The 23,067-nt window shown below is 50.9% G+C and carries 23 protein-coding genes; 9 read left to right on the forward strand and 14 right to left on the reverse strand.

From position 1 onward, the window contains the following. Positions 1–12: 12 nt before the first annotated feature. The gene (locus B9G79_RS05690; protein WP_088564676.1) at positions 13–444 is read left to right on the forward strand and encodes a hypothetical protein; all 432 of its coding nucleotides are present in this window, start codon (positions 13–15) and stop codon (positions 442–444) included. Positions 445–654: 210 nt separating this feature from the next. Here the strand turns inward: B9G79_RS05690 and B9G79_RS05700 are convergent, their stop codons facing one another. Further along, positions 655–1,425, reverse strand: a complete 771-nt coding sequence (locus B9G79_RS05700) for a lysophospholipid acyltransferase family protein (RefSeq protein ID WP_088564677.1) — start codon at positions 1,423–1,425, stop codon at positions 655–657. A 27-nt stretch (positions 1,426–1,452) separates the two neighbouring features. Between B9G79_RS05700 and glpK the strand changes: the two genes are divergently transcribed. From glpK to B9G79_RS05715, 3 genes are all read left to right on the forward strand, one after another. Next, entirely contained in the window at positions 1,453–2,934 is a 1,482-nt protein-coding gene (gene glpK / locus B9G79_RS05705; RefSeq protein WP_198298050.1) for a glycerol kinase GlpK, read from the forward strand. Positions 2,935–2,998: 64 nt separating this feature from the next. Then, entirely contained in the window at positions 2,999–3,646 is a 648-nt protein-coding gene (locus tag B9G79_RS05710; protein WP_232469212.1) for a flagellar brake protein, read from the forward strand. Positions 3,647–3,727: 81 nt separating this feature from the next. Further along, the gene (locus B9G79_RS05715; protein ID WP_157678736.1) at positions 3,728–4,465 is read left to right on the forward strand and encodes a beta-sandwich domain-containing protein; all 738 of its coding nucleotides are present in this window, start codon (positions 3,728–3,730) and stop codon (positions 4,463–4,465) included. Positions 4,466–4,493: 28 nt separating this feature from the next. Here the strand turns inward: B9G79_RS05715 and B9G79_RS05720 are convergent, their stop codons facing one another. The 3 genes from B9G79_RS05720 to radA all read right to left on the reverse strand — a co-directional run bounded on the left by B9G79_RS05720 (position 4,494) and on the right by radA (position 7,410). Beyond that, entirely contained in the window at positions 4,494–5,537 is a 1,044-nt protein-coding gene (locus tag B9G79_RS05720; protein WP_232469213.1) for a substrate-binding domain-containing protein, read from the reverse strand. A gap of 64 nt (positions 5,538–5,601) precedes the next feature. After that, entirely contained in the window at positions 5,602–5,994 is a 393-nt protein-coding gene (locus B9G79_RS05725; RefSeq protein WP_088564682.1) for a Crp/Fnr family transcriptional regulator, read from the reverse strand. A 24-nt stretch (positions 5,995–6,018) separates the two neighbouring features. Beyond that, on the reverse strand, positions 6,019–7,410 hold the full coding sequence (gene radA / locus B9G79_RS05730; RefSeq protein WP_088564683.1) for a DNA repair protein RadA: 1,392 nt from the start codon (positions 7,408–7,410) through the stop codon (positions 6,019–6,021). 69 nt (positions 7,411–7,479) lie between these two features. Between radA and B9G79_RS05735 the strand changes: the two genes are divergently transcribed. The 3 genes from B9G79_RS05735 to B9G79_RS05745 are packed head-to-tail and all read left to right on the forward strand — an operon-like array spanning position 7,480 to position 11,602. Next, positions 7,480–9,852 carry a transglycosylase SLT domain-containing protein gene (locus B9G79_RS05735; RefSeq protein ID WP_088564684.1) on the forward strand — a complete coding sequence of 791 codons (2,373 nt, stop codon included), beginning with the start codon at positions 7,480–7,482 and terminating at the stop codon, positions 9,850–9,852. 41 nt (positions 9,853–9,893) lie between these two features. Next, positions 9,894–10,781 carry an ABC transporter permease gene (locus B9G79_RS05740; RefSeq protein WP_232469214.1) on the forward strand — a complete coding sequence of 296 codons (888 nt, stop codon included), beginning with the start codon at positions 9,894–9,896 and terminating at the stop codon, positions 10,779–10,781. Further along, on the forward strand, positions 10,778–11,602 hold the full coding sequence (locus tag B9G79_RS05745) for an ABC transporter permease (RefSeq protein ID WP_088564685.1): 825 nt from the start codon (positions 10,778–10,780) through the stop codon (positions 11,600–11,602). The genes B9G79_RS05740 and B9G79_RS05745 overlap by 4 nt, the downstream gene beginning before the upstream one ends. Position 11,603: 1 nt before the next feature. Here B9G79_RS05745 and B9G79_RS05750 read toward each other — a convergent pair whose 3' ends face one another. From B9G79_RS05750 to rsgA, 6 genes are all read right to left on the reverse strand, one after another. Beyond that, positions 11,604–13,073 (reverse strand): amidase, encoded by a 1,470-nt coding sequence (locus B9G79_RS05750; RefSeq protein WP_088564686.1) that lies wholly within the window; start codon positions 13,071–13,073, stop codon positions 11,604–11,606. 51 nt (positions 13,074–13,124) lie between these two features. Further along, positions 13,125–14,225: a redox-regulated ATPase YchF gene (gene ychF, locus B9G79_RS05755; protein ID WP_088564687.1), complete on the reverse strand. Its 1,101-nt coding sequence runs from the start codon at positions 14,223–14,225 to the stop codon at positions 13,125–13,127. Between the two features lie 35 nt (positions 14,226–14,260). Continuing rightward, on the reverse strand, positions 14,261–14,824 hold the full coding sequence (gene pth, locus B9G79_RS05760; RefSeq protein ID WP_088564688.1) for an aminoacyl-tRNA hydrolase: 564 nt from the start codon (positions 14,822–14,824) through the stop codon (positions 14,261–14,263). Positions 14,825–15,035: 211 nt separating this feature from the next. Then, complete coding sequence (locus tag B9G79_RS05765; protein ID WP_088564689.1) at positions 15,036–15,677, reverse strand: 50S ribosomal protein L25; 642 nt, start codon at positions 15,675–15,677, stop codon at positions 15,036–15,038. Positions 15,678–15,736: 59 nt separating this feature from the next. Next, positions 15,737–16,681: a ribose-phosphate diphosphokinase gene (locus B9G79_RS05770; protein ID WP_198298051.1), complete on the reverse strand. Its 945-nt coding sequence runs from the start codon at positions 16,679–16,681 to the stop codon at positions 15,737–15,739. A 110-nt stretch (positions 16,682–16,791) separates the two neighbouring features. Then, entirely contained in the window at positions 16,792–17,901 is a 1,110-nt protein-coding gene (gene rsgA, locus B9G79_RS05775) for a ribosome small subunit-dependent GTPase A (protein WP_232469215.1), read from the reverse strand. A 436-nt stretch (positions 17,902–18,337) separates the two neighbouring features. Here rsgA and B9G79_RS05785 point away from each other — a divergent pair, with 436 nt between their 5' ends. Next, positions 18,338–18,748, forward strand: a complete 411-nt coding sequence (locus tag B9G79_RS05785; RefSeq protein WP_088564692.1) for a hypothetical protein — start codon at positions 18,338–18,340, stop codon at positions 18,746–18,748. Between the two features lie 61 nt (positions 18,749–18,809). On the opposite strand, the gene rdgB is transcribed toward B9G79_RS05785, so the two are convergent. The 4 genes from rdgB to B9G79_RS05805 form a co-directional block, all read right to left on the reverse strand. Beyond that, positions 18,810–19,409, reverse strand: coding sequence for an RdgB/HAM1 family non-canonical purine NTP pyrophosphatase (gene rdgB, locus B9G79_RS05790; RefSeq protein WP_088564693.1), 600 nt, complete (start codon positions 19,407–19,409; stop codon positions 18,810–18,812). Beyond that, a complete protein-coding gene (gene rph / locus B9G79_RS05795) occupies positions 19,410–20,141 on the reverse strand; it encodes a ribonuclease PH (protein ID WP_088564694.1) in 732 nt (243 codons plus the stop codon). Between the two features lie 79 nt (positions 20,142–20,220). Then, a complete protein-coding gene (locus tag B9G79_RS05800; protein WP_088564695.1) occupies positions 20,221–21,006 on the reverse strand; it encodes an N-acetylmuramoyl-L-alanine amidase family protein in 786 nt (261 codons plus the stop codon). Positions 21,007–21,119: 113 nt separating this feature from the next. Beyond that, positions 21,120–21,410 (reverse strand): hypothetical protein, encoded by a 291-nt coding sequence (locus B9G79_RS05805; protein ID WP_198298052.1) that lies wholly within the window; start codon positions 21,408–21,410, stop codon positions 21,120–21,122. Positions 21,411–21,813: 403 nt separating this feature from the next. Between B9G79_RS05805 and B9G79_RS05810 the strand changes: the two genes are divergently transcribed. Further along, complete coding sequence (locus B9G79_RS05810; protein WP_232469216.1) at positions 21,814–23,013, forward strand: hypothetical protein; 1,200 nt, start codon at positions 21,814–21,816, stop codon at positions 23,011–23,013. Positions 23,014–23,067: the final 54 nt, after the last annotated feature.

A 23,067-nucleotide genomic window follows, 5' to 3' on the forward strand; every position in this document is an offset into this window, starting at 1 on the left:
GGGAGCTACAACATGAGGTCGTCATACACCACGTTAATGCAGTCGAAATATTTTAATCCTGCTTTTAATAGTGCCATCTTTGATGGTCCTGTTCGTATCTACTTTGCCCAGTTTCATGAAGCATTGGCTTTGAAGATCTATTTCCTGATTCAACAGAAGTTGACCGTGGAAATGGCTAACGCCAAAGAGGTTTCCAAAGCTGCTGGCGCCAACATCCTGGTGATGGTTTACCCAACAGAAGACAGCTTCTTGTTGTCCTTTGAGGATGCCGCGAAACACATCAGCCCTCTGGAAGTAGAAAAGTGGCATGACGATGTGGTGATTGGCCTTCGCGGGCCGATCGCAGATGAGAACTTGGACCTGTTGGTCGAGTCTCTGCGTCTCACAATGGAAAACTGGCGTCCAGCCGCCATGCTGAAAGCTTCCGCTCCTGCGGAAGTGTGATACAATCTGATTCATGAATAAACGAGGTCAAATCGTGGTGGAGTACGTGCTCCTCCTCGTCCTAGCCGTCAGTCTTGCTGCATTGCTGGTAAGCCGACTTGTCAGTCGGGAAGAAGGCAATGAAGGCATCCTCGTGGCAAAATGGCAGAACATCTTACAAGTCATCGCTGATGACTTGCCTGACAAGAAATAAACCCGAAAAATTTCAAATTAAAGGAAAGCGTTGCCGCGTTTTTGGATTTCTTCCTCGACCGCGGTTTGCATGCGCTCTTGGATGTCTTGGGCGATTTCGTGGACCAAGTCGGCATCGTTCACGGCTGATGGCTTATAAGGCAATGTGATTGGTTCCAGAAAACGGATGCGCCATTTGGCTGGCAGGGGAATCACGTTCAAGGGCAATGGAATCACCGAACCCTTGAGGAACTTGGTGAATTTAAGTTTTTTCAAGTTAATATGAGTCTCTTCGGCGCCTAAGATCACTACGGGAACAATCGGGCACTGGGCTTCCAGGGCCATGCGCACAAAGCCGCGTTTGAATTCTTGCAGTTGATAGCGTTCGGAGGTGGGCTTGAAGTTGCCTTGCTCACCTTCCGGGAACAGGACAATCGCATTCCCTTTTTTCAGGGCGTTGATCCCGTTTTCATAAGTGGCCTCGGTGAAGCCCATTTTGTTCGCCGGAATTGCGGTCGTTTCGGTCAGAAACCAGAAGTGATGTGTCAGCACGCGGGGAATGCGTTTGGCTTCCTGCTGCACCACGTGGCCCAGCAAAAAAGCATCAAAACCAGTGTAGCCCGAGTGATTCGGTGCCAGAATCACGGCCCCGCGGCGAGGGATGTTTTCCACGCCTTCAATTTCCAGGCGGAAGTACTTGCGCAGAATCTCCAAAAGAAAACGCGGCAGCACACGGAAAATCAAAGTGTCACGATCCAGAGATCGTAAGCCAAAGATTTTTTCGTTGGGTTTCTTCAGGAAATTCTTCATTATTAGTACATCGATTGGAGAGTGTTTATGTCTTCTTTTATCATGGCCATTGACCAAGGGACAACCAGCTCAAGAACATGCATTATCAATCAAGCCGGAGGTCTTGTCGCCGAGGCTCGTGAGACATTCAAGCAGATCTTCCCGAAACCAGGCTGGGTTGAACATGACCCCGAAGATATCTGGTATTCCACGCAAAGATCCATGCGTCTGGCGCTGGAAAAAGCAAACATCAAAGGATCTCAGATTCGCACGATCGGTATCACCAATCAGCGTGAAACTGTGATGCTTTGGGACGCGAAATCAGGCAAAGCCCTGCACAACGCCATTGTCTGGCAGTGTCGCCGCACGCAGGATATCTGTGAAAAGCTCAAGAAAAACAAAAAAGAAAAAATCATCACCGCTAAAACAGGTTTGGTGCTGGATCCTTACTTCTCGGCCACCAAGATTCAGTGGTTGCTGAAACATGTTCCCAATGCGGCAAAGAAGGCCAAGGACGGGCAGGCTTTGGCTGGAACGGTCGACAGCTTCTTGTTGTGGAAGCTGACCGCAGGGCAATCGCATAAGACAGATGTCAGCAATGCCTCTCGCACGATGCTGATGAACATCCACACCGGGTGGTGGGATGAAGATCTGCTTAAAATCTTTGGCGTGCCTGAAGGTATCTTGCCAGAAATCTGTCCTTCCAATTCTGATTTCGGTGTGACCCGAGGTCTGGGCTTTATGCCGGATGGAATTCCAATAACTGGCATCGTTGGCGACCAGCAGGCGGCCTTGTTTGGTCAGACGTGTTTTGAAACCGGAGATTCCAAGTGCACCTTTGGCACCGGAAGCTTCCTGCTGCTGAACACTGGAAAAAAAGCCGTGAAATCGAAAAACAAGCTGCTGACCACGATTGCCTGGAAACTAAAAAACCAGGAAATGACTTATGCGCTGGAAGGCGGTGCGTTTGTCTGCGGAGCCGCAGTTCAGTGGCTGCGTGACGGATTGGGATTGTTCCAGCAGTCCTCTGATATTGAGGCGTTGGCAAAAACTGTCGACAGCACCGAAGGGGTGGAGTTTGTTCCAGCCCTGACCGGGTTGGGGGCTCCGCACTGGCAACCGGAAGCACGCGGTCTGATCTGCGGTCTTACCCGCGGCAGCACCAAAGCTCACGTCGCGCGTGCCACATTGGAAGCCATGGCTTTGCAAAATGTGGATATCCTGAACACCATGCAAAGGGATCTGGGCAAGAAACTGCGTGGCGTTCGCGTCGACGGCGGGGCGGCTGCTAATGATCTGTTGATGCAAATGCAAGCTGACTATTGCGGAGCGAATGTGGTTCGCCCGCAGAATCTTGAAACCACGGCTTTGGGGGCCGCCTTCATGGCCGGTCTGGGGGCGGGTGTGTGGAAAGACCTCAAAGAAATCAAACGAGTGTGGAAAGTGAACAAGGAATTCAAAGTGAAGATGACGCCGAAAGCGCGCAAAGAACGATTGCAGCGCTGGGCCCGGGCTTTGGAGCGAGTGTAAGCACATGGCCGTCAGTATGCCGGGGCAGACCATTTTCAAGAAAGTTGCAGTGTCGGAGAAGAAAATGCTTTTCCGTGAAATCGCTGACGACAAATTACAGTTGTCGATGAAGGGCTCCATCAATGAAGACGTCTTTCATCTGATCGCCGTGCAAACTGACAAGGATGAAACACTGCTTTGCCATCACACGGCGGATTCAAAAGCTGTCACGCAACCACAAAAAGTGGTGGTGAATTTTCCCTTTAAAAGTGAACGTTATTTTTTCCAGACAGAGCTCAGCTTCAGTGTTGGCTGGGCCGTATTGAAGACGGACGTCGATCTGTTTCAGTTGCAAAGAAGGGCGAATGCCCGCATCGATATCCCGGCAAAGTACGAAGCCGTTTTCAGTATTCTTCATCATGGCGGAAAGGTTCATTTCGTCGAGACCCGGGTTCGGGATGTCAGTGCCGGGGGGCTTAAAATCGAATTTAAAGGGACAACCCCTGAGCTTAAAATCGGGGATCAGATCAAAGGCGCTTTGCGCCTCGGGGTTCGCCGCGCCATGGAGTTTGATGTGGAGGTGCGTTTTGCCCAGAAACGCGAAGTCGACGGGCAGGTTGTTCAGACGGCTGGCTTGCAGTTCTTAAACGTCACAAACATCCTGGAAACGCGCCTATTGAGTCTGGTGATGGATCTGCAGCGCGAACTGTTCTTAAAGTACCCTAAGAAATAATTTCCTACAGCGCCATTTGGTGTCACTTTGTCCAGGCACGGATCTTGGAATATCTCCTTTGTCTTCAAAAAAGGAGTCTTTATGAAACTACCAATGTTGAGCGCCCTTTTGACCGCAGCCGTTTTGCTGCAAAGTCCCGTAGCCGGAGCACAAATCCGCCCGGGCCATCCCCCAAGTGGCAATGATGAGCGTCGTGATGACCGTCGTGGCGACAATGATCGCCGTGATGATCGCAGAGACGACCGTCGCGATGATCGCCGCGGACCAGATCAGTACCATGACCGCGACCGCGATGACCGCCGTTATGAAAACGACCGCAGAGACGACCACCGTCATGGCGGCATTCGCCCGGATCGTCCGCCAGTAAGACCGGGACCTCGTCCTGATCCGTATCCACAACCATATCCTCCGCACCGTCCGGATCCACATCCTCCGTATCCAAACCCACCACGTCCACCGAACAACTACGGTGAATCTACAGTGCGTTTCTACGGCGTTTCCCGTCGCAGTGGTGGCGAGTGGCTGCGTGTGGCGTTCAACTATGCTTCTTACGTGGATTATGTTCGTGTGAACCCGTACTTCAACGGCGTTCAATTGCATGAGACTTATGCGATCACTCAAAGCGGTCGTCGTATCCAGCTTCGTCAGTTGAGCTACACTGGTACGTTCTACTACAGCCTGACTTCTGAATACCTGACAGCCGGGGAGCGTATCGTTGCGATCGACATCCGTGCTGAATCCATGGGTGGGAATGCGGATCTGAACTTGACTGTGACTTCCAGTTACGATGCGCCTTCGATCTATCCAATCCGTTACTAGGTAAAAAAATCCCTGGGGTCTTCGGGCCTCAGGGATACCAGATTTTCGAATAAGCTTCTTTATAGTTCAGTCTTGATTCCAGATTTCCTTCTTTTAAATTCTTCAAAACTTCCTGAGTGATCACCAAAGGTTCTGTCGTAAATCCGCTTTCACTGCTGCCGGCAAAGGCGCGATTCATTTCGTCGGCGACCTGCCAGCCCTGGGCTTTCAGGGGTTCGGCGATCGTTGCCAGTTGCTGTGAAAGTCCGGATTTAATCCGGTGCAAGGCCGTTGCTGAACCATCTCCGGCCGAGACATTGATCAGATCCTTACGGCCGATTTTTTTAAGTGGAAAATTGATGTGATCAAAATAGATGTCGTTGATGGCAAGACTGTGAGTCCACTTTTTCCCAAAGCGCTCGTTTAATTTGGCGACCGCTCCCGGCATCAGGTGTTCGGCTTTGGAAATCTGCACATCCATGATGTCCAGAACGTGGCAGTTCTTATGTTCATCAATGATCTTTTTCATGTGCAGGGTTTTGGCGCGGGCGATGGAAAAGTCATTGTCCGTAAAGATCACGACACCTGATTTTTCAGAGCTTTCACACACCAGTTTGGCGGCTTTTTCAGCCACCACCAAAGGGTCCGTGGTGACATTTGAAAACATCAGGTTCGAGCTGCCGGGGCGGGGGGCTGAGTGCCAGCCGACGATCTTGATATGAGTGGATTGGGCTTTTTTGATCTCGGGGCGGAAGTCGGCGGCGTCAAAACCTCCAAGAACAATTCCGTCGGCACCTGCTTGAATGGCCTCACTCAAAGCTTTTTGAATTTTGGCGCGACTGCCCTGGCCATCACGGATGGTGATATTCCATTTCAAAACGCGGCCTGCAGATAGAAAACCTTCACTGACGGCAGCGGCGCCACCGTTCTTCATGTCTGAAGCAATAAAGATGATCTTGCGGCCTTCTTGCGCTTTCGGGCCTGAATCCGGGCCGCCCCAGTGGGGAACTTCCAAAGCGGAAGCCTGCCCAAAGGACAGTGGCAATAGCCACAACAAAGCTGTTAAGAAAAGATGTTTAAATGAGCTAAGCATTTTCTCCAGCATACAAGCAGGAAAAGAAAATAACCAATTCAATGAAATTACAATTTTATGATTTTTAGGACTCTCGTCTGCGGAACTGTTCGGCTTCGCGAATCTTTTCCGTCATGTTCTGCAGGCGATCGGTAAAGGACTTCAGCATGCACTCGGCCCAGGTGGGCAATTCTGACAGAAGTTGCTGGAACCCCTCTTCAGAAACCTTCACCAGTATAACGTCCGTAACGGCTTGGGCCGAAGCCGAACGCGGGCTTTTGGAAATCAGCGCGAACTCGCCAAAGGATTCGCCGTCCACGATGTCGCAAATGGGAATTCGTTTGCCCATTTGATCTTTCGTGAAGATGTTCACCACACCGCTTTCAACAATGTAAAAGTGATTTTCGATGTCGCCTTCAAAGAAGATGAAGTCACCGGGTTTATAAGTCTCTTTTACAATTGCGCTCTGTGCATCCATGCCAGAATTCCTTTTCGTAAGTCCTTAGATGATTTTATTCAGATCATGCACGTTTTTGACAAACGAAATCTTCTTGTCCTTGGAAAGCTTGACGTCCTCCAGGTGGCGTTTGTTTGAAAAAGGCATGACGAAATGTTTGAAGCCCAGCTTGTCGGCCTCTTTGATTCGTTGTTCAACAAAGGACACACCACGGACTTCGCCGGTCAGACCGATTTCGCCAAAATAACAAGTCTTGGCGTCAAGATCACGGCGGTGCTCGGTCGACAAGATCGCCGCCGCCACGGCCAGGTCCGAAGCCGGCTCCACCAGTTTTAAGCCGCCAACAACGTTGATAAAGATGTCGTTGTGGGCCAGGCGCACATCCAGGTGACGATCCAATACGGCCGTCAAAAGATGCAGACGGTTGATATCAATACCCAAAGCCGTGCGACGAGGCATCGCCATGGGACTGGAAAGTGTCAGCGCCTGAACTTCACACAGTAAAGGCCTTGTGCCCTCCATCGACGCAAACACGGCTGAACCAATCAACTGATCACCGCGTTCTTCCAGGAACAACTCGGAGGGATTGGAAACCTCTTCCAAGCCCTTGGAGTTCATCTGGAACACACCCAGTTCGTGAGCCGCGCCAAAACGGTTTTTCAAAGAACGCAGCAGGCGGAAGTTGTAAGAGATGTCGCCATCAAAGGACAACACGCAGTCCACCATGTGTTCCAAAACCTTGGGACCGGCGATATTGCCGTCTTTGGTGACGTGACCAATCAGGATCACAGTGATGCCATCGTGCTTGGCAAGGCCCATCAAGTGCCCGGCGCATTCACGAACCTGAGACACCGAGCCCGGTGCTGCCTGCAAATCAGGCAGGAACATCGTCTGAATGGAATCGACAACCAGAACATCCGGTTTTTTGAATCGGGCCATTTCCATCACGGCCGTCAGATTGCTTTCACAACCCACTTCAATCAAGGGCGAACGGATACCCAGGCGGTGAGCGCGGGATCCCGTCTGAGAGACACTTTCCTCGCCGGAGATATAAAGAACCTTGTGCTTGTTATTGGCTAAACCACCGGCCATTTGCAGCAAAAGGGTGGATTTCCCAATGCCCGGAGATCCCCCCAAAAGCACGAAACTTCCCTTGGCCAAACCGCCGCCCAGCACGCGATTGAGCTCTTCGAAACTTGTATCAAAACGATCCAATTTCACTTCTTCAAGTCTTTGGTCCAGCGTGACAGGCTTGGATCCGGTGCCTTCGCGATCGCCAGACCCTGTAGACCATCCTCGAGTTTTAACTTCCGGCATCTGCAGTTCTTCGACGTAAGAGTTCCACGCACCGCAGTCAGAGCATTTGCCCTCCCACCTTGGTCTTTGGGCCCCACAATTTTGACAGGTATAGATCGTTTTAGTTTTCGATTTTGCCATAGATATTCGGTATCATTATTAGATGACGGTTACAAGGACTGTACAACTTTTCGTATTGGAGTGGTGGACATGAAGGTCTCCCTGAAATGTATTGTGTTTTCTCTCTTGCTCGGTCCGGTGGCCGGCGCCCAAGTTACTAAAAATGACCTTGAGCCCTTTAAAAAGGCCCTGGATCAGTTCCGCGCAGCGAAATACGATCAGGCCATTCCCGCTCTTCAGGACATTCTGAAAGAAAAAACCTCACTGGAAGAATACGTGCGCTTCTATCTGGCGCAGTCTTATATGAAAACTTCCAAATGGGATGACGCCGAAGGGGAGCTTAAAAAAGTTCTGGATCTTTCCCCCAACGTGAAAATGTCCATCGAGGCGTCAAACCTGATGGGGCAGATCGCGCTTGAAAAGAAGAACTACAAACTGGCCAGCACGCAGTTTGTGAAACTGGAAAAAAGAACCCGCAACACCGAAGACTATCCGGATGTGATTTACAATCTGGCGGTGGCTGAAAAAGGCCTGAATCGCCACGGCCAAATGTGTAAGTGGCTGGTGAAATTGTACGAACGCTATCCGGCTTACCCGAAAGTGGCGGACTGGAGCGTGGACCTGGCCATCAATGAATTTGAAGGCAAACCGACAGACTGCAAAGTCACGCCGGAAGACTTCCGCACGCGCGTTCGTTACCTGCTATGGGCTGGTCTGGATCAAAAAGCCCAGGGTGAAATCAATATCATGAAATCCAAAGTGGCCAAGTCTGACAAGTACCTGGCTGACAAACTTCAGGCTCAGTTCTATCTGCAAGAGGGTGAAGTCACCAAGGCGGTCGAATTGCTGAAGCCTTACTATGACGCCAACAAAAGAAACTTCGATTTCCTGATTCTGTTTGCGTCTTCTGCCGCAAGAGCGGGGGAAGTGCAATTGGCGGTGGGTTCTTATTATTCCGCTTACAAGCTCAGCCCTAAATCCAAAACCGGTCGTCAGGCTTTGTATCAGTCCGCGTTCCTGTCTTATCAGTTCCAGGATTACGACGGGGCTGCCCGCCGTTTCCAGGAGTTCATGAAGGCGTATCCAAACTCCGGTTTGAACCGCGATGCCCAGTGGCACCTGGCTTGGTTGAAATATCTTAAAGGGGACTACCAGGGCGCTTACAAAGCTCTGGGGAATTTGAATGCGGCGAAAAAGAAAAACCGCAAAGCGTGGAAGTCCTTCCCGGAAGACCGCGTGACGTACTGGATGGCGATGAGCCTTTTCCGTCAGGGGAAAGTCGAGCAAGCCAAGGCCATGATGTCCTCTTTGGCGAAAGATCCTTTGCTGGGTTATTATTCTATTGCCGCCCAAAGTCGTCTGAAAAAAATGGAAGAGGTGAAAGTGCCTCGTTTGGCTGAATCCAGCCTGCCAACGCAGCCGCGTGTGATTTCCAGATTCTCCGCTGGCGAATTCCTGATGCCGTCTTCTTCTGACAGCTATCGTGGGGATGATTCTGAATCGGAAGAAACACTGGTTCTGACCCAGTATTCGGCAGATGACGAAAAAGGCGAGGAAGAAGAAGCAGAAGCTTCTGACAACCCGGATTTGAAATCCGTTGAAGTGGCCACTTCCGAGGATGAAGTTCCGGATGCCAGCGGCGAGAAGGTGACCACATTCTCAAACCCAGCCCTGATGAAGCGCTTTGAAAGAGCCCGCGACATGATGATCCTGGGTGAAAACGAATGGGCGCGCTGGGATCTTTATGACATCGAAAGAAAGACCTCCAACCGCGAATACCTGCGCACTTTGATGAGTGAATACAATACCGCAGGTCACTACAACCGTTCTTCTTACATCGCGCAGATTAATTTCGGCGGTCAAAGAGCGGCTCACGGTGTTGAAGGCATTCGCTATCTTTGGGAGTTTGCATACCCGCGTGCATATTCTGAGCATGTTGAAAAATACACCAAGAAATTCTCTGTGCCAGAAGAACTGGTATGGGGAATCATGCGTGCAGAAACTCATTACCGTCGCGATGCGATTTCTCCGGTGGGGGCGTTGGGTCTGATGCAGGTCATGCCGTTCACCGGGCACAAAGTGGCGACGCTTTTGGGTGAAAAAGAATTCAAAGCGCCTTTGTTGCTGCAGCCAGAAACATCGGTGAAGATCGGCAGCCGCTATCTGAAACGTCTGATGGATCGCTTTGAAAATACGATTCCGTTGGTGGCCGCAGGTTACAACGCCGGTCCGCACCGCGTGAAAAACTGGTTGTCGTCTTTCGGTAACCTGGAAACAGATGAGTTCATTGAACACATCCCTTTCCTGGAAACACGCAACTATGTGAAACGTGTGGTTTCAAACGCTTATATTTATTCACAATTGTACGGCAACAAAAAAGATCTTTTCCCATACATGGCAGGCGCGGTTCCGGTGAAATTCCAGGCCGAGCTGGCGGGGAAAGAAAACTGGGATGACATTTGATAGACAACGCGTTTCGGTTCGTCTTTAAAAAAACAGTGGAAATGACAGCGTCGCTAGGGGTCCTAGCGGCGTTGACGTTTGTGCTGTTGAAAGCTCTTCCGGGCGGTCCTTTTGATGAAGAGACGGCCTTAAATCCCGTGGTGCGCGAAAAGCTGGCGCAACACTGGGGGCTGGAGCAAAGCCTTCCTTCCCAAATAGGGAACTATCTTCTGTCCGTCGTGCAAGGGGACCTGGGTGTGTCGATGTCCAAACCCGATCGCACGGTGGTGGACATCATCGGCCAGGGCCTGGGTAACACCCTGACTTTAAATGCCATCGCGCTGGGTGTGATTCTGGTGGGCGCTTTCGTGATCGCGGTGGCCGCGACTCGTTTCCGCGAAACCTGGTTTGAAAATCTGGTCGATCAGACCGTGATCGCATTCTTGTCCTTACCCAGCCTGTTCTGGGGGCCTTTGTTGATATACGCTTTTGGTTTTTACTGGAACCTTTTGCCCGTGGCCTTTTTGTCGTCGCCCGTGCACTACATTCTGCCGGTGGTGACTTTAAGTGTGCGCCCGCTGGCTTCACTGATTCGCTTGCTTAAAAATTCACTGAATGAAAATCTGAATCAAGACTATGCCCGCACCGCCAAAGCCAAAGGTGTCGGGGTGTGGGGTGTCTTATTCCGTCATGTCCTTAAAAATTCGCTGATTCCTTTTTTAAGCTACGTAGGCCCTTTGACTGTGTCCTTACTGTCAGGCTCTTTCCTGGTGGAAGTTCTGTTCGCGGTGCCGGGTTTGGGCAGTGAATTCATTGCGGCCCTGAACGATCGTGATTACACGTTGATCGTGGGCCTTACGTTGTTCTATGGAAGTCTTTTGATTGTGGTGAATTCGTTTATTGATGTGTTGCTGAAGTTGGCGGATCCACGCCTGCAGGAGCGCGCATGAAAAAGGTGCTTTTGGTTTTTGCCACTTTGTTCCTTTCCACTCTGGTGCTGGCCACGGTTTTTTATCCGTGGGTGTTAAATAGCTCGGGGCTTGAACAAAATGTCGAAAGCATTCTTTTGCCGCCCGGATCAGAACACTGGTTCGGCACCGACACCTTGGGAAGGGATCTGTTTGCCCGGGTGTTGATGGGTGGGCGCATTTCGCTTTTGGTGGGCCTGGTGGGATCATTCCTGGCCTTTATGATCGGCTTTATTTATGGAGCCATTGCCGGATGGTCTGAAGGGATCGTCGATCGTATCTTGATGCGTTTTTGTGACATCCTGATGGCGGTGCCAAGCTTCATTCTGGTGTCGGTGATGTGTCTAAGTCTGCAGTTGCTGCTGCCGTTTGAAGATCCGTTGAGCCGGGCTTTGCTTGGCTTGTGCATCAGTATTGCGATCACGCATTGGATGAGTCTTGCGCGCGTCACCCGCGGGATGGTTTTGGAAATCAAACGCAAACCCTATGTGGAAGCGGCAATTTCACTGGGTGGCAGTCGCGTGCATGTGATGCTTCGCCATGTGCTTCCGAATATGCTGGGAACACTGCTGATACTGGTGGCGATGCAGATTCCGACCAATATCTTGTATGAAAGTTTCATGAGCTTTATCGGCCTGGGGATTCATCCCCCTTACACCAGTTGGGGCATCTTGGTGCGCGAAGGGTGGAAGACTCTTTCAAGCTTCCCGCATCTGATTCTATATCCAAGCCTGATCTTGTTCCTGACCGTCTGGAGCTTCCACATCATCTTGGATCATCTACGCACCAAATACCGCATTTAAGCTATAGGTTTTTGGGCGGTTGCCAGCCGCCGAATGTTGTTTCCAGGAATTCCGCACATGCCAGTGTCAGATGGTCCTTCATGTAAGGACCGACGACTTGAACTCCCAATGGGATACCGTCTTCGTTCAGGCCCGTTGGAACTGAAGTCGCTGGATGGCCCAGCGTCGTAAAGATCGCCGTGTAGATAAAGTCAAACGGGGACCACAGCGGAGCTCGGTGTTTTGGGGCCACCCGAGGGTGCGGAGGCAGAATCAAAATGCCGTCAGCGCCCAGTTTTTCATCCAGGTCGGATTTCATTTTGGCCAAGGCCTGCATTTCTTCAGTGAAGTCTTTTTTGCGGGTGTCAAAAATTTCAGCCAGCGACACCAGCAGATTTGGCAGGGTGTAATTTCCTTTACCGAAAGTCAGTTGCAGGATTTCTTTCCCGATCGAAAGGTGCTGGGTGGGGCCCATCAGGGTTTCATACAAGTTTCTGTTCTTCGAGTTTTTCACCGCCGCAAACCACAGTTCTGCCGAGCGGACAAAGAATCTTGGATCCAGTTCTTCAACGTGGGCGCCCAGTTCTTCAAACAGCTTTCCGCAGTTTTTCACCACTTGCACCAGTTCATCATCGGTTCCGCGCGCGCGGTGGAAGACGGGGTTCGGACAGATCAAAACCTTGCGGCCTTTCCATTCCTGGGACAGTTCTTCCATGGCTGGATTTTTCAGCGTGTGTTGATCGATGTCGTCAGATCCCATCAGGATCTTCATCATCGGCGCCAGATCCGCGGCTTTACGGGTCATCGGCCCCATGGAGGTGTACGGATACTTCTGATCCAGCAACAGCGTGCGGAAGTCATTTTGTTCAAACGGGAAGTGGCCCGTCAGTGGCAACAAATAGCGAGACGGCTTGTGACCAAAGACCCCGCAGAACGACGCCGGCATTCGGATGCTGCCGCCGATATCACTGCCAAGACCCAGCGGAGAAGCGCCCGCGCCGATCAAAGCACCTTCACCACCGCTGCTGCCGCCGCAAGTGCGGCCCAGATCATAGGGGTTGCTGGTGCGGCCATAAACCGGGTTGAAACACTCAAACCAGAATCCCAGTTCCGGCACATTGGTGGTGCCCATCGGGATGGCACCGGCTTTTTTCATTCGAGCAACAACGGTGGCGTCCCAGTCCATCACGTCATTCTTGTGATGGATGCTGCCCCCGGTGCGTTTCATGCCCTGGTAAGAGAACATTTCTTTGACGGTGAACGGGACACCAAACAGCGGCGGAAGATCGGAATTGTTCTTCGCCAAAATTTCTGTCTGTTCGTGCGCCAATTTTCTGGCACGGACGAAGTCGTCTTCGACCATGGCGTTCAAAGAAGGGTTCACCTGCTCAATGCGGGTGATGTGTGCTTCCAGAACTTCGGAAGGGGACACTTCTTTGTTTTGTACTTTTTTATGCAGATCCAAAGCAGATAAAGTCAGTAATTCATTCATACAAAATAAAAAAGGGGCTTTGCGGCCCCTTTTTCCCTTCTTAAGAAGAAATTAAACGTTGAACTTGAAGAACAAAACGTCGCCGTCTTTCACAACGTACTCTTTGCCCTCGATGCGGTATTTACCAGCATCTTTGATCGCTTGTTCAGATTTGTACTTGAACAAGTCTTCACAGTGGTAAGTTTCAGCTTTGATGAAACCACGCTCAAAGTCCGAGTGGATCACACCCGCCGCTTGAGGAGCTTTCGTGTTGGCACGAATCGTCCAGGCACGCACTTCCGTCACACCGGCAGTGAAGTAAGTCTGAAGTCCCAAAAGTGTGTAAGCTTCGCGGATCAGACGGTTCAAGCCTGGCTCTTCAGCGCCCAGTGCATCCAGGAAGTCCTTGCGTTCTTCTGGTGGCAACAAAGCAATCTCAGCTTCCATCGCAGAACAGATCAGGATGGTTTTGTTGTTTTCTTCAGCGGCGCGGGCCTCAACAGCCTTTGTCCAGTCATTGCCACCGGCTGCGAAGTCAGCGTCGTTGACGTTCATCGCGTAAAGAACCGGCTTGGCAGTCAGCAGGTGCATCTCTTTCAAAGCACCTTGCTCCATTTCGTCCAAAGTCACAGAGCGGGCAGGAAGACCTTTACCCAAAGCCTCTTTGATTTTTTTGGCAACTTCGACATCCAGTTTCAGCTTTTTGTCGGTGGAGTTTTTCGCCTGTTTTTCAGTGCGCTGAAGGCGCTTTTCAACAGAGTCCAAATCTGCCAGCAACAACTCGGTGTTGATGATTTCGATGTCACGGATAGGCTCCACAGAACCCGCCACGTGAATGATATTTGGGTCGTCAAAACAACGAACCACGTGAACGATCGCGTCTGTTTGACGGATGTGGGACAGGAACTGATTTCCCAAACCTTCACCCTGGGACGCACCTTTTACGATACCCGCGATATCCACGAACTCCATAGTTGTTGGAACAACTTTCTGAGGTTTGATGAATTCAGTGATTTTATCCATGCGAGGATCCGGAACTGTCACCACGCCCACGTTCGGGTCGATAGTACAGAATGGATAGTTGGCCGCCTCAGCCTTGGCAGATGTCAGAGCATTGAAAAGCGTGCTCTTACCCACGTTCGGAAGACCTACGATACCGACTTGAAGTGCCATTGAAAACTCCTTGCGAAATGACGGCTCAATCTAGCCTAAGTGTTGAATTTTGTCGAAGCTTTTTGAATTCCATCCAGGATGATGCTTTCTACAGCATCGCCGGCTTTATTCAGGAAATCCGGCATTTGCGCGAACTCTTCCTTGGTGAATTTACCCAGGACGTAATCAGGTACCGGGATGTTCGGGTTGGCCGGACGCCCCACGCCCAAACGCAGGCGCGTGTAGTCCATCGAGCCCAGCAGGCCTGAAACGCTTTTAATGCCGTTATGGCCGCCGTGACCGCGGTTTTTCTGGATTTTCATTTGTGCAAACGGCTGGTCAATTTCATCGTGAATGACGATCAGGCGTTCCAGAGGGATTTTATAAAAGCCCATCAGGGGCTGTACGGATTCGCCGGAAAGATTCATGTACGTCTGTGGTTTGCAGAAAATCACCGGGTGGTCTTTGATTTTCGCCTGAGCGATTTCGGCCTTGAATTGATTTTTGATCGGGGGATTCCCCAGGCCTTCCATCAGATAGTCCACAGCCATAAAGCCGATGTTATGACGGGTTAGTTTATATTCACCACCCGGATTGCCAAGACCAACAATCAACCACATTTTTCCTCCATAACGGCCGATGAAAAAGGCCCATCCGACTGCGTTGTCGGGCGGCCTTCTCGCTCCGACGTGCTGGGAGCACGCCTGCGCTGCGAGGGCCTACTCCGCCTTGCGGCTGAACCTTTTTGATCAGCCTTTAAAGTGGGGGTAGGGCAAAAAAAGAGGCAGCTCTGGTGAGCTGCCTCTTTGGAATTCAAATCTTTGCTGGAAATTACTTTTTCGCAGCAGGAGCTTTTGCAGCAGCAGGTGCAGCAGCAGCAGGAGCCGCGGCAGCAGCTGGAGTAGCAGCAACTTCTTCTTCTTGAGCGTTAACAACTGCAACAGTTTGTTCTGCGCCAGTGATCATTTTCACGGAGCCGCCAACTTTGATGTCGGATACGTGAAGAGCGTCACCAACTGCCAAGTTAGAGATGTCAGCAGTGAAGAACTCAGGGATTTCAGTTGGCAAGCACTCAACCTCAACGGAACGAAGAACAACGTTCAACAGACCGCCTTCAGAAAGACCGATAGCTTTACCTTCAAGACGTACTTCAACGTTAACGCGAACCGCTTTTTTCAGATCCAAAGCGAAGAAGTCAACGTGTTGAGGACGACGAGTCAGTGGGTGTACGTCTACGGATTTGATCAGAACTACGATGCCATTTGCAGTTTTGTCAGTGGATTTCAAGTTGAAAAGAGCATTCTCGTAAGCGCGAGTGTTGTACTTAACGATTTCTTTTTCACCAACGGAAACGTTCGTTGGAGTTACAGCTCCGTAGATAACAGCAGGAACGTTACGGCTAGTGCGCAGGCCACGGCTGTTGTGTTTACCAGTTTCACGAGGTTCAACTGTAAGGTCGATTCTTGTTTTCATGTATTTATCCTTCTAGTCCAATAGAGGAAGTTAATAATATCCACCCGAAGGTGGGTTAGTTAGTCAAACAATGAACTGACGGAGTCATTTCCGTGGATTCGTTTCATGGCTTCGGCCAGGACCGGAGCTACTGAAACCACTTCGATTTTTCCGCAGTTTTTCGCCGCTTCAGACAGCGGGATCGTGTCGGTGACCCATACTTTTTCAATAGGGCTTTCCTTCAGGCGATTGATCGCAGGACCTGACAAAACAGGGTGGGTTGCAACGGCGAACACACGTTTTGCCCCATTCTTATACAGGCTGTCAACTGCTTGTGTAAGAGTTCCCGCCGTATCGATCATATCGTCCACAATGACGGCCGTTTTGCCAGTCACATCCCCGATCAGGTGCAGGGCTTTAGCCTCATTAGGGCCGGAACGGCGTTTATCGATGATCGCCATGGAGGACTCAATTCTCTTGGCAAAGGCACGGGTTCTTTCGACCCCGCCGGCGTCTGGACTCACCGCAACAAACTCAGAGCCCTGGCCGTAGGCATCCCGCCAAGCGCGAGCCAAAGTCGGAATTGCGAACAAATGGTCCACCGGAACATTGAAGAAGCCTTGGATTTGGGCGGCGTGCAGGTCCACGGACACCACACGGTCGGCGCCGGCCGTCGTGATCAGGTCCGCCATCAATTTGGCCGAAATAGGGGCGCGCGGGGCCACTTTTCGATCCTGGCGGGCATAACCGTAATAAGGGATCACGGCGGTGATGGAGGCGGCGGAGGCCCGGCGAAGGGCATCGAGCATCACAAACAGCTCCATGTAGTTTTGATTTACAGGAGGGCAGGTGCTTTGGACAACAAACACGTGTTGCCCGCGGACGCTCTCATGTATTTCGACTTGGATTTCACCGTCAGCAAAACTGCTGACTTCACAGTATCCGAGCTCAACTCCAGCGGCTTCGGCTACTTTCTTGGCTAATGTGGGATTGGCATTGGCTGAAAAGATTTTTAGGCCCTTCATCACTCGTAGTCTCCTGAGTTAAAAGTGCGTTTAAAGGAAGCTAGCAAGGGGCCCTCTTTTTGTCCAACGAAAAGGGGGTCTTTTTTGACCCCCTTTGGCGAGCAAAACACCTAGATTTCCCCTCTGGATTTCTGTTTTACGCGGACTCGCAGTCCTTGAGTGATTTTCTTCCATTTCTGGCGCTCCTCGCGAGCTTTTTCGGGGTCGGTTTTGCGCTCAAAATAGCGCAGTTCCCGCTCCAGATTTTGAAAACTTTCCCAACGTTCCGCTTCCAGCTCTCCCGATTCCAGGGCGGCTTGGACGGCACAGCCTGGTTCGGTCTGATGCTGGCAGTCCGTAAACCGGCAACGGGTGGCCAGTTCCAGAATATCGTCAAAGAGGTTTTCAAAGCCCTCCCGGTGATCCAAAAGCCCCAGTTCCCGCATGCCCGGCGTGTCCATCAAAAGGGCGCCAGAGGGAAGCTGATACAAGGACCTTGAAGTGGTCGTGTGTTTACCTTTGTCGTCGTCCTCGCGGATGCTTTGGGTTTTGATCTGCTCTTTTTCCAAAAGCAGATTTCCCAAAGTCGATTTTCCAACCCCCGAAGACCCCAAAAGCACCACGGTCTTTCCGGGCAGCAGGTGAGTCTTCAGCGGCTCCAGGGTTTGCGGATCCAAAGCACTCACGGCATGCACCGGAACCGCCGGGTGGCGGTCTTCCACTTCGGCGATGAGGCCTTTAAGGTCTTCGGCCAAATCCGCCTTGGTCAGAACGATGACCGGCGAGGCGTTGGATTCCCAGGCAAGGCTCATATAGCGATCCAGGCGTTTCAGGTTGAAATCCTGATTGGCCGACACGGTCACAAAAATCACATCCACGTTGGCGGCCACGATCTGGGCCCGGGCCCCGCTGCCGGGTTCCTTGCGGTAAAAGCAGCTTTGGCGCGAAAGGACTTCGTGAATGACCGCGTGCTCGTCATTGGAGTGCAGTTCGCAAATCACCCAGTCACCCACGCCGGGGTATTCCAGGTTCAGATCCGAATGTTCATAGCGAAATTTTCCAGAAAGCTGGGCCAGAGCTTTGCCTTCGTGATCGTTTTTAAAGAACACCACGCGGTACATTTCGCGTTCTTGATTAATAATACGTCCAACGACCTCGTGCGATTTAAGCGGTCGAAGTTCGATTTGCGCCTGTAAAAGCGCGTTCCATCCCCAAGCGGGAAGGATTGATGAAGTAGTCACGGATAACTCCATTGAATAAAATTAAAATTCAGGAGCTCTCTTGGCGAACTTAAGTTTTAAAAATGAAAAAACTAGAAAGACGCAAGGAGAGCGGCTTTAGCGATAAGAGATTTTACAATCATAGGCCCTCCTTGTTGGGTGTGTTTGATAAAGTATGGACCGATTTTAAGCCTGATGCAATGGCAAAGACAAGTTTAAGAGTAACCCAAAACGTCACTGGCCCGAAAAACTGTGAAAAAGTTGAGCTGTGGCAGTCACTTAAGCCACAGCTCGGAGCGAGCCGAAAGACATCTCTAAAGCCCTGTAGTCCAATTTATCGCTACTTGGGAGGGGCTGGTATGCAGAGGCCCGAATGCTGCAAGATCTCACTTTGTAAACAAAGCCATTTTAAATAAACAAGCATTCGGCGAAGGCCAAATGAATAAAGGAGTATATTATGAAAAAGATGTCTGCAATTGCCACGGCAGTTCTTGCTATTTCTACTTTTTCCACAGCGGCTCACGCGGTGACTGAGCTTGCCTGCAGCTATGAGTATAAAAACGTCGGTCAGTATCTGAAAATCGACCACAGAGTGGGTCGCGATGGTAAACTTTATCCATTTATGCGTCACAAAGAAGATAAATCAGGTGATTCTAAATTGAAATTTGGAACCGATGAAATCCAATTCAGCGTTTCCGGCAATGACAAACGTATGCAAAACTGGATTTACGTTGAAGCGTACAGCGACATCGCAGAACGCACCTTCCAGTTGGACCTGAAAAACGAGACCATCACGATCATCAAAGGTGGACGAGTTATTTTGAATAAGAGTCCGCTGTCCTGCACTCTTACAATGGGTGGCGAATAGTTTCTGGAAAGCTATTGAATGCCTTGAAGAAGTTCCCACGAGAAGTCGTGGGAACTTTTTTTTATGGGTTTACGGTCTGAAGCTTTTCCAGGAAGGCTTTTAAAGCCATCGCTCTATGGGAAAGCAGGCTTTTATAGCCTGTGCCCAGTTCTGCCAGGGTCTGAGTCTGGCCTTCCGGGATGAACACTGGATCGTAACCAAAGCCGTGCAAGCCGGCAGGCTTTTGTGCGATCGTGCCTTTCATCTCGCCATTGAACACCCATTCTTCACCCGTCGGAGTGTAAACCACCGTCGTGCAAACGAATTTTGCATTCTTGTTCGGCATTGGTTTTAGCGTGATCATTTTCAAAAGCTTGGAAACGTTTTCGCTGTCAGAAGCCTTCGGTCCCGCATAACGAGCCGAATGAATTCCTGGCAAGCCGTTCAGACCTTCAACAACCAAACCCGCATCCTCACCCAGCACCCAGACATTGTTTTTCACCGCACGCAAAGTTTTGGCTTTGATGCGCGCGTTGTCTTCAAATGTTTTTCCGTCTTCTGGACGGGGAGTGAAGGAGGGGATGTCGCCTTGTGAAAAGACCTTCAAGTCCGGCAGCTCACGCAGCAGTTGTTTGTATTCAGCCAGTTTTCCTTTGTTTCCGGTGGCAATCCAAAGTTCCATTTATGCTCCTGCGATCTTATAGATTTCACCCATCACTGCGGCTTGGTGAATGAAAAGTTCACGGCAGCCTTTTTCAGCCACATCCATCATCTTGAACAACTGATCGCGGGTGAAGGGAACGTGTTCGGCGGTACCTTGAACTTCCACGAATTGGCCCTTGTCCGTCATGACAAAGTTCATGTCAGTGCCGATTGCAGAATCTTCGTCATAGTTCAGATCCAGCAGGATGTTGCCTTCATGCAGGCCCACACTGATCGCGGATACATAGTTGATCAACGGCAACGTTTTGATTTCGCTGACGGCATGCAGTTTTTTAAGCGCCAGGGCCAGCGCCACAAAGCCGCCGGTCACCGAAGCCGTGCGTGTGCCGCCATCGGCATTCAACACGTCACAGTCGATGATGATTTGTTTTTCACCCAGTTGTTTTAGGTCCACCGCCGCACGCAAAGAGCGTCCAATCAGGCGCGAGATTTCTTGAGTGCGCCCCCCAGTCATGGATTTGTCACGACGGATGCGCGTGTGAGTCGATCTTGGCAGCATGCCGTATTCCGCCGTGATCCAGCCAGCTCCGGTGCCCAGCAACCAGCTTGGGGCTTTAGATTCATAAGTCGCCGTGCAAAGAACTTTGGTGCGACCAAATTCCACGATGGCAGAGCCTTCAGCGTACTCGGATACATTTGGGGTGATTTTAATATTTCGAAGTTGATCAAACAGACGGCCGTCAGCACGCATAGAAAGCTCCAGTAAGGCCGGGTAAGAGGTGGCCTTTTTTCAGTCTTAGTTTTGGGGTGATTAAAACGATTAAAACAAACTAATTTAAGGATTTTGCGGTGTGGTTGTCCATCTTTTCTTTGTAGGACTGGAGGGCGGTGTAGATTTTTTGGGCAAGATCGTTTTGATATTCTGCGCTGACCAGCTTTTTGGCTTCACGCGGGTTGGTCAAAAAGCCGATTTCAATCAAAACCGAAGGCATTGTCGTTTTTGAGATCACATAGAATGGGGCCTGTTTGATCGTGGCTTGAGCCGCGTTATTGTCCGTGCCCCACACCTGCGTCAGGGTTTGTGTCAGGCGCAGGCTGCTGCTGAGACGGTTTTGACGATGCAGGTCTTCCACAATCGCTGCCACGTCGCCTTTTTTGGAAAGCTCGTCGCCTCCAGAGATGTCATGCAGCTCGCGGCTGTTAAGAACCATCTGATTTTCCTGGCTGGCTAAAAACAGTGCATCTTCATCGGGTGGCAGATTGTTTTGGAAGAAGAACTCAACACCCTTGGCGCGCTGATCGGAAGCGGCATTGGCGTGCAAACTGACGAACAAGTCCGCCTTGGATCCTTCGGCCATTTTCACACGCTCAGGCAAAGACAGATTGCGATCACTTGTGCGCGTCATGGTGACTTTGAACTTTTCATCTTTGGCTAATAAAGTCTGCAGCTTTTGTGCGACTTTCAAAACCAGTTCCGCTTCTTTCGCTCCGCCATACACCGCTCCCGTATCAACACCACCATGGCCGGGATCCAGCATAATGTGCAGAGCAAACGCAGAAGGGGAGCAAAGAATAAGCAAAGCACCAAGGCTTTGTTTCAGAAACGGAAAGTTCATGCAGTCAGAATAAGAAAGAAGTCTTGGGTGTGTCGAGTCCAGACGGGCTTGGCCCAGGAACCTAGCCGTGGGTCAAGTGCGGGGACCTGCGCCAGCACAGGTCCCAAAAGAAATTACTGCAGACAAAGTGTGGGAGCGACTTTAACCGGAGCAGGAAGTGCCGGCAGTTCTGCCTCGGTGATAGGAGTGTACTTGTCAGCGTCGGCGAAGTCCGTCTGGCGCAACTCTTCCGTGGTTCCGTCATCCGGGCCGTTGGCAATGAATAGGGTGCTGTTTTGAACTTTCAAAGTCGAATAGCGATCCGTGCAACTGATGAAAGAGTGGAACTCCTGAGTCAGCGGGCTTTCGGCGACAACCGTGCCTAAGGTGATTGTGCCATCATCCTGGATTTGCAGGACAACCACGGAAGGGCATTTGGAGCTGCCGCTGCCAGAGCAGGGCAATAAACTGGACGATAGACTCAGATTTTGAGCTCATATTGAGACGGAGATAAGGAAAAATTCTTGGCAGAAGGTCGTGGTTTGCCGTGGGCAGAAACTCCCACAAAGATGCGTTTATATGACGAAAGCTTCCGCCAATTGTCGTTTTCTGTCAAAAACCTCGACATAGGATTTGGGTCGGCTGTGAGTTTAATCGGATCTGACGAACAAGTAGGCATGGCACCTGCGTTGCTTTAGTACAAGTCAACCCCCCATGGCGGCCAGGACCCCTCCCCCTCCCCCCCAATCCTGGTCGCTTTTTTTTTGCCTAAAATCCCTATATCCTAGTTGCTATTGAACATCGATGATTCATCGAAGGAGATTTTCAATGCAGGTAAAACCACTAGGGACACTTCTTTTGGCAGCTCTTATGACCGGCACCATGCCATTGGCGGCGTACGCGCAAGTCGACAGCTCACAGATTGAAGCCGAAGAGGCCACCGCGGATGCCGAAGCGGCCAAGGCCGAAGCCAACGAAGCAAAAAAGCGCGCGGAAGAAGATCGCAAACGCCGGGATAAAATCCGTGCAGAGTCCCAGGCGGCCATCAACAAGGCCCGCTCATTGGAAAATGACGCCAAAAAAGAACAGGCTGATTCCGAGCGTGAATCTGCAAAACTAAAAGCTGAAACCAACGAACATGACAGAGCTCAAAAGGCCGCTGAAAAAGAGCAGGCCGCGGCTCAGGTGCGCATCAAAGCCGCCCAGGAAAAAACGCAAAAAGCCATTCAGGTTCGTGACGAAGCTCAAAACAAACGCAAGCAGGCTGAAAAGCAGGCCGACGATTTGCGTGATCAGGCAAAAGATCAGGAAAAGCAGGCCAACTCTGCCACAGAAGCAGGCTTAAGCGCGACGAAAGAAGCCGAAGCGGCAAAGAACGAAACCCTGAAGGCGGAACAGAATCTTTCCAAAGCCAAACTGCTGACGCAAAAAGCGGTGGCTGAAGCCAAGGCCCGAGAAGCCAAAGCCAAGCAGGAGATCGCCCGTGCCGAAGCGGATCGCGCGCGTGCAGAAGCCGAAATGTCCCGCTTGAAGGCTCAGGATGAACAGTCCAAAGCGATGATTGAAAAAGTGGAAGGCGAGTTGAAAGCGGCGCTGGACGCTTCGAAAAAAGCCAAAGAAGAGGCTGAATCCGAGCGCAAAAAGGTGACTGAAACCAAGTCGCAGGAAGAAAAGCTGAAACAACAAGCCGCCAAAGCCCGTCAAGAGCTTGAAAGCAACCGTAACAACCTTCGTAAAGAGCAGGCGACTGCGAACCTTGAAATTGCCCGTTCGAAAAAAGCCATCGCTGAATACGAATCTGAAGTGGCGAAGTCTGAAAGCGAATTGAAACGTCTGACTGAAGAAACCGAGAAGGCAAAAAAAGAGCGTGAAAAGCTTGAAAGCCGCCTGGATTCAGCAAAAAACGAAGCCGAAGAAATCCGCATCAAAGTGGCGACAGCCAAAGCCAACTTCGAAGCTGAAGAGTCCCGTCTGGAAGCCGTTAAAATCCGCCTGGATGCCGGCTTGAAGGCAAAGAAGAAGAAATAGGTTCTTCTTGGTCTTTAAAACAAAAAACCCACAAACCTGAAGTTTGTGGGTTTT

Origin of the sequence: Bdellovibrio bacteriovorus, assembly GCF_002208115.1 — a bacterium.
Classification (GTDB): Bacteria; Bdellovibrionota; Bdellovibrionia; order Bdellovibrionales; family Bdellovibrionaceae; genus Bdellovibrio; species Bdellovibrio bacteriovorus_C.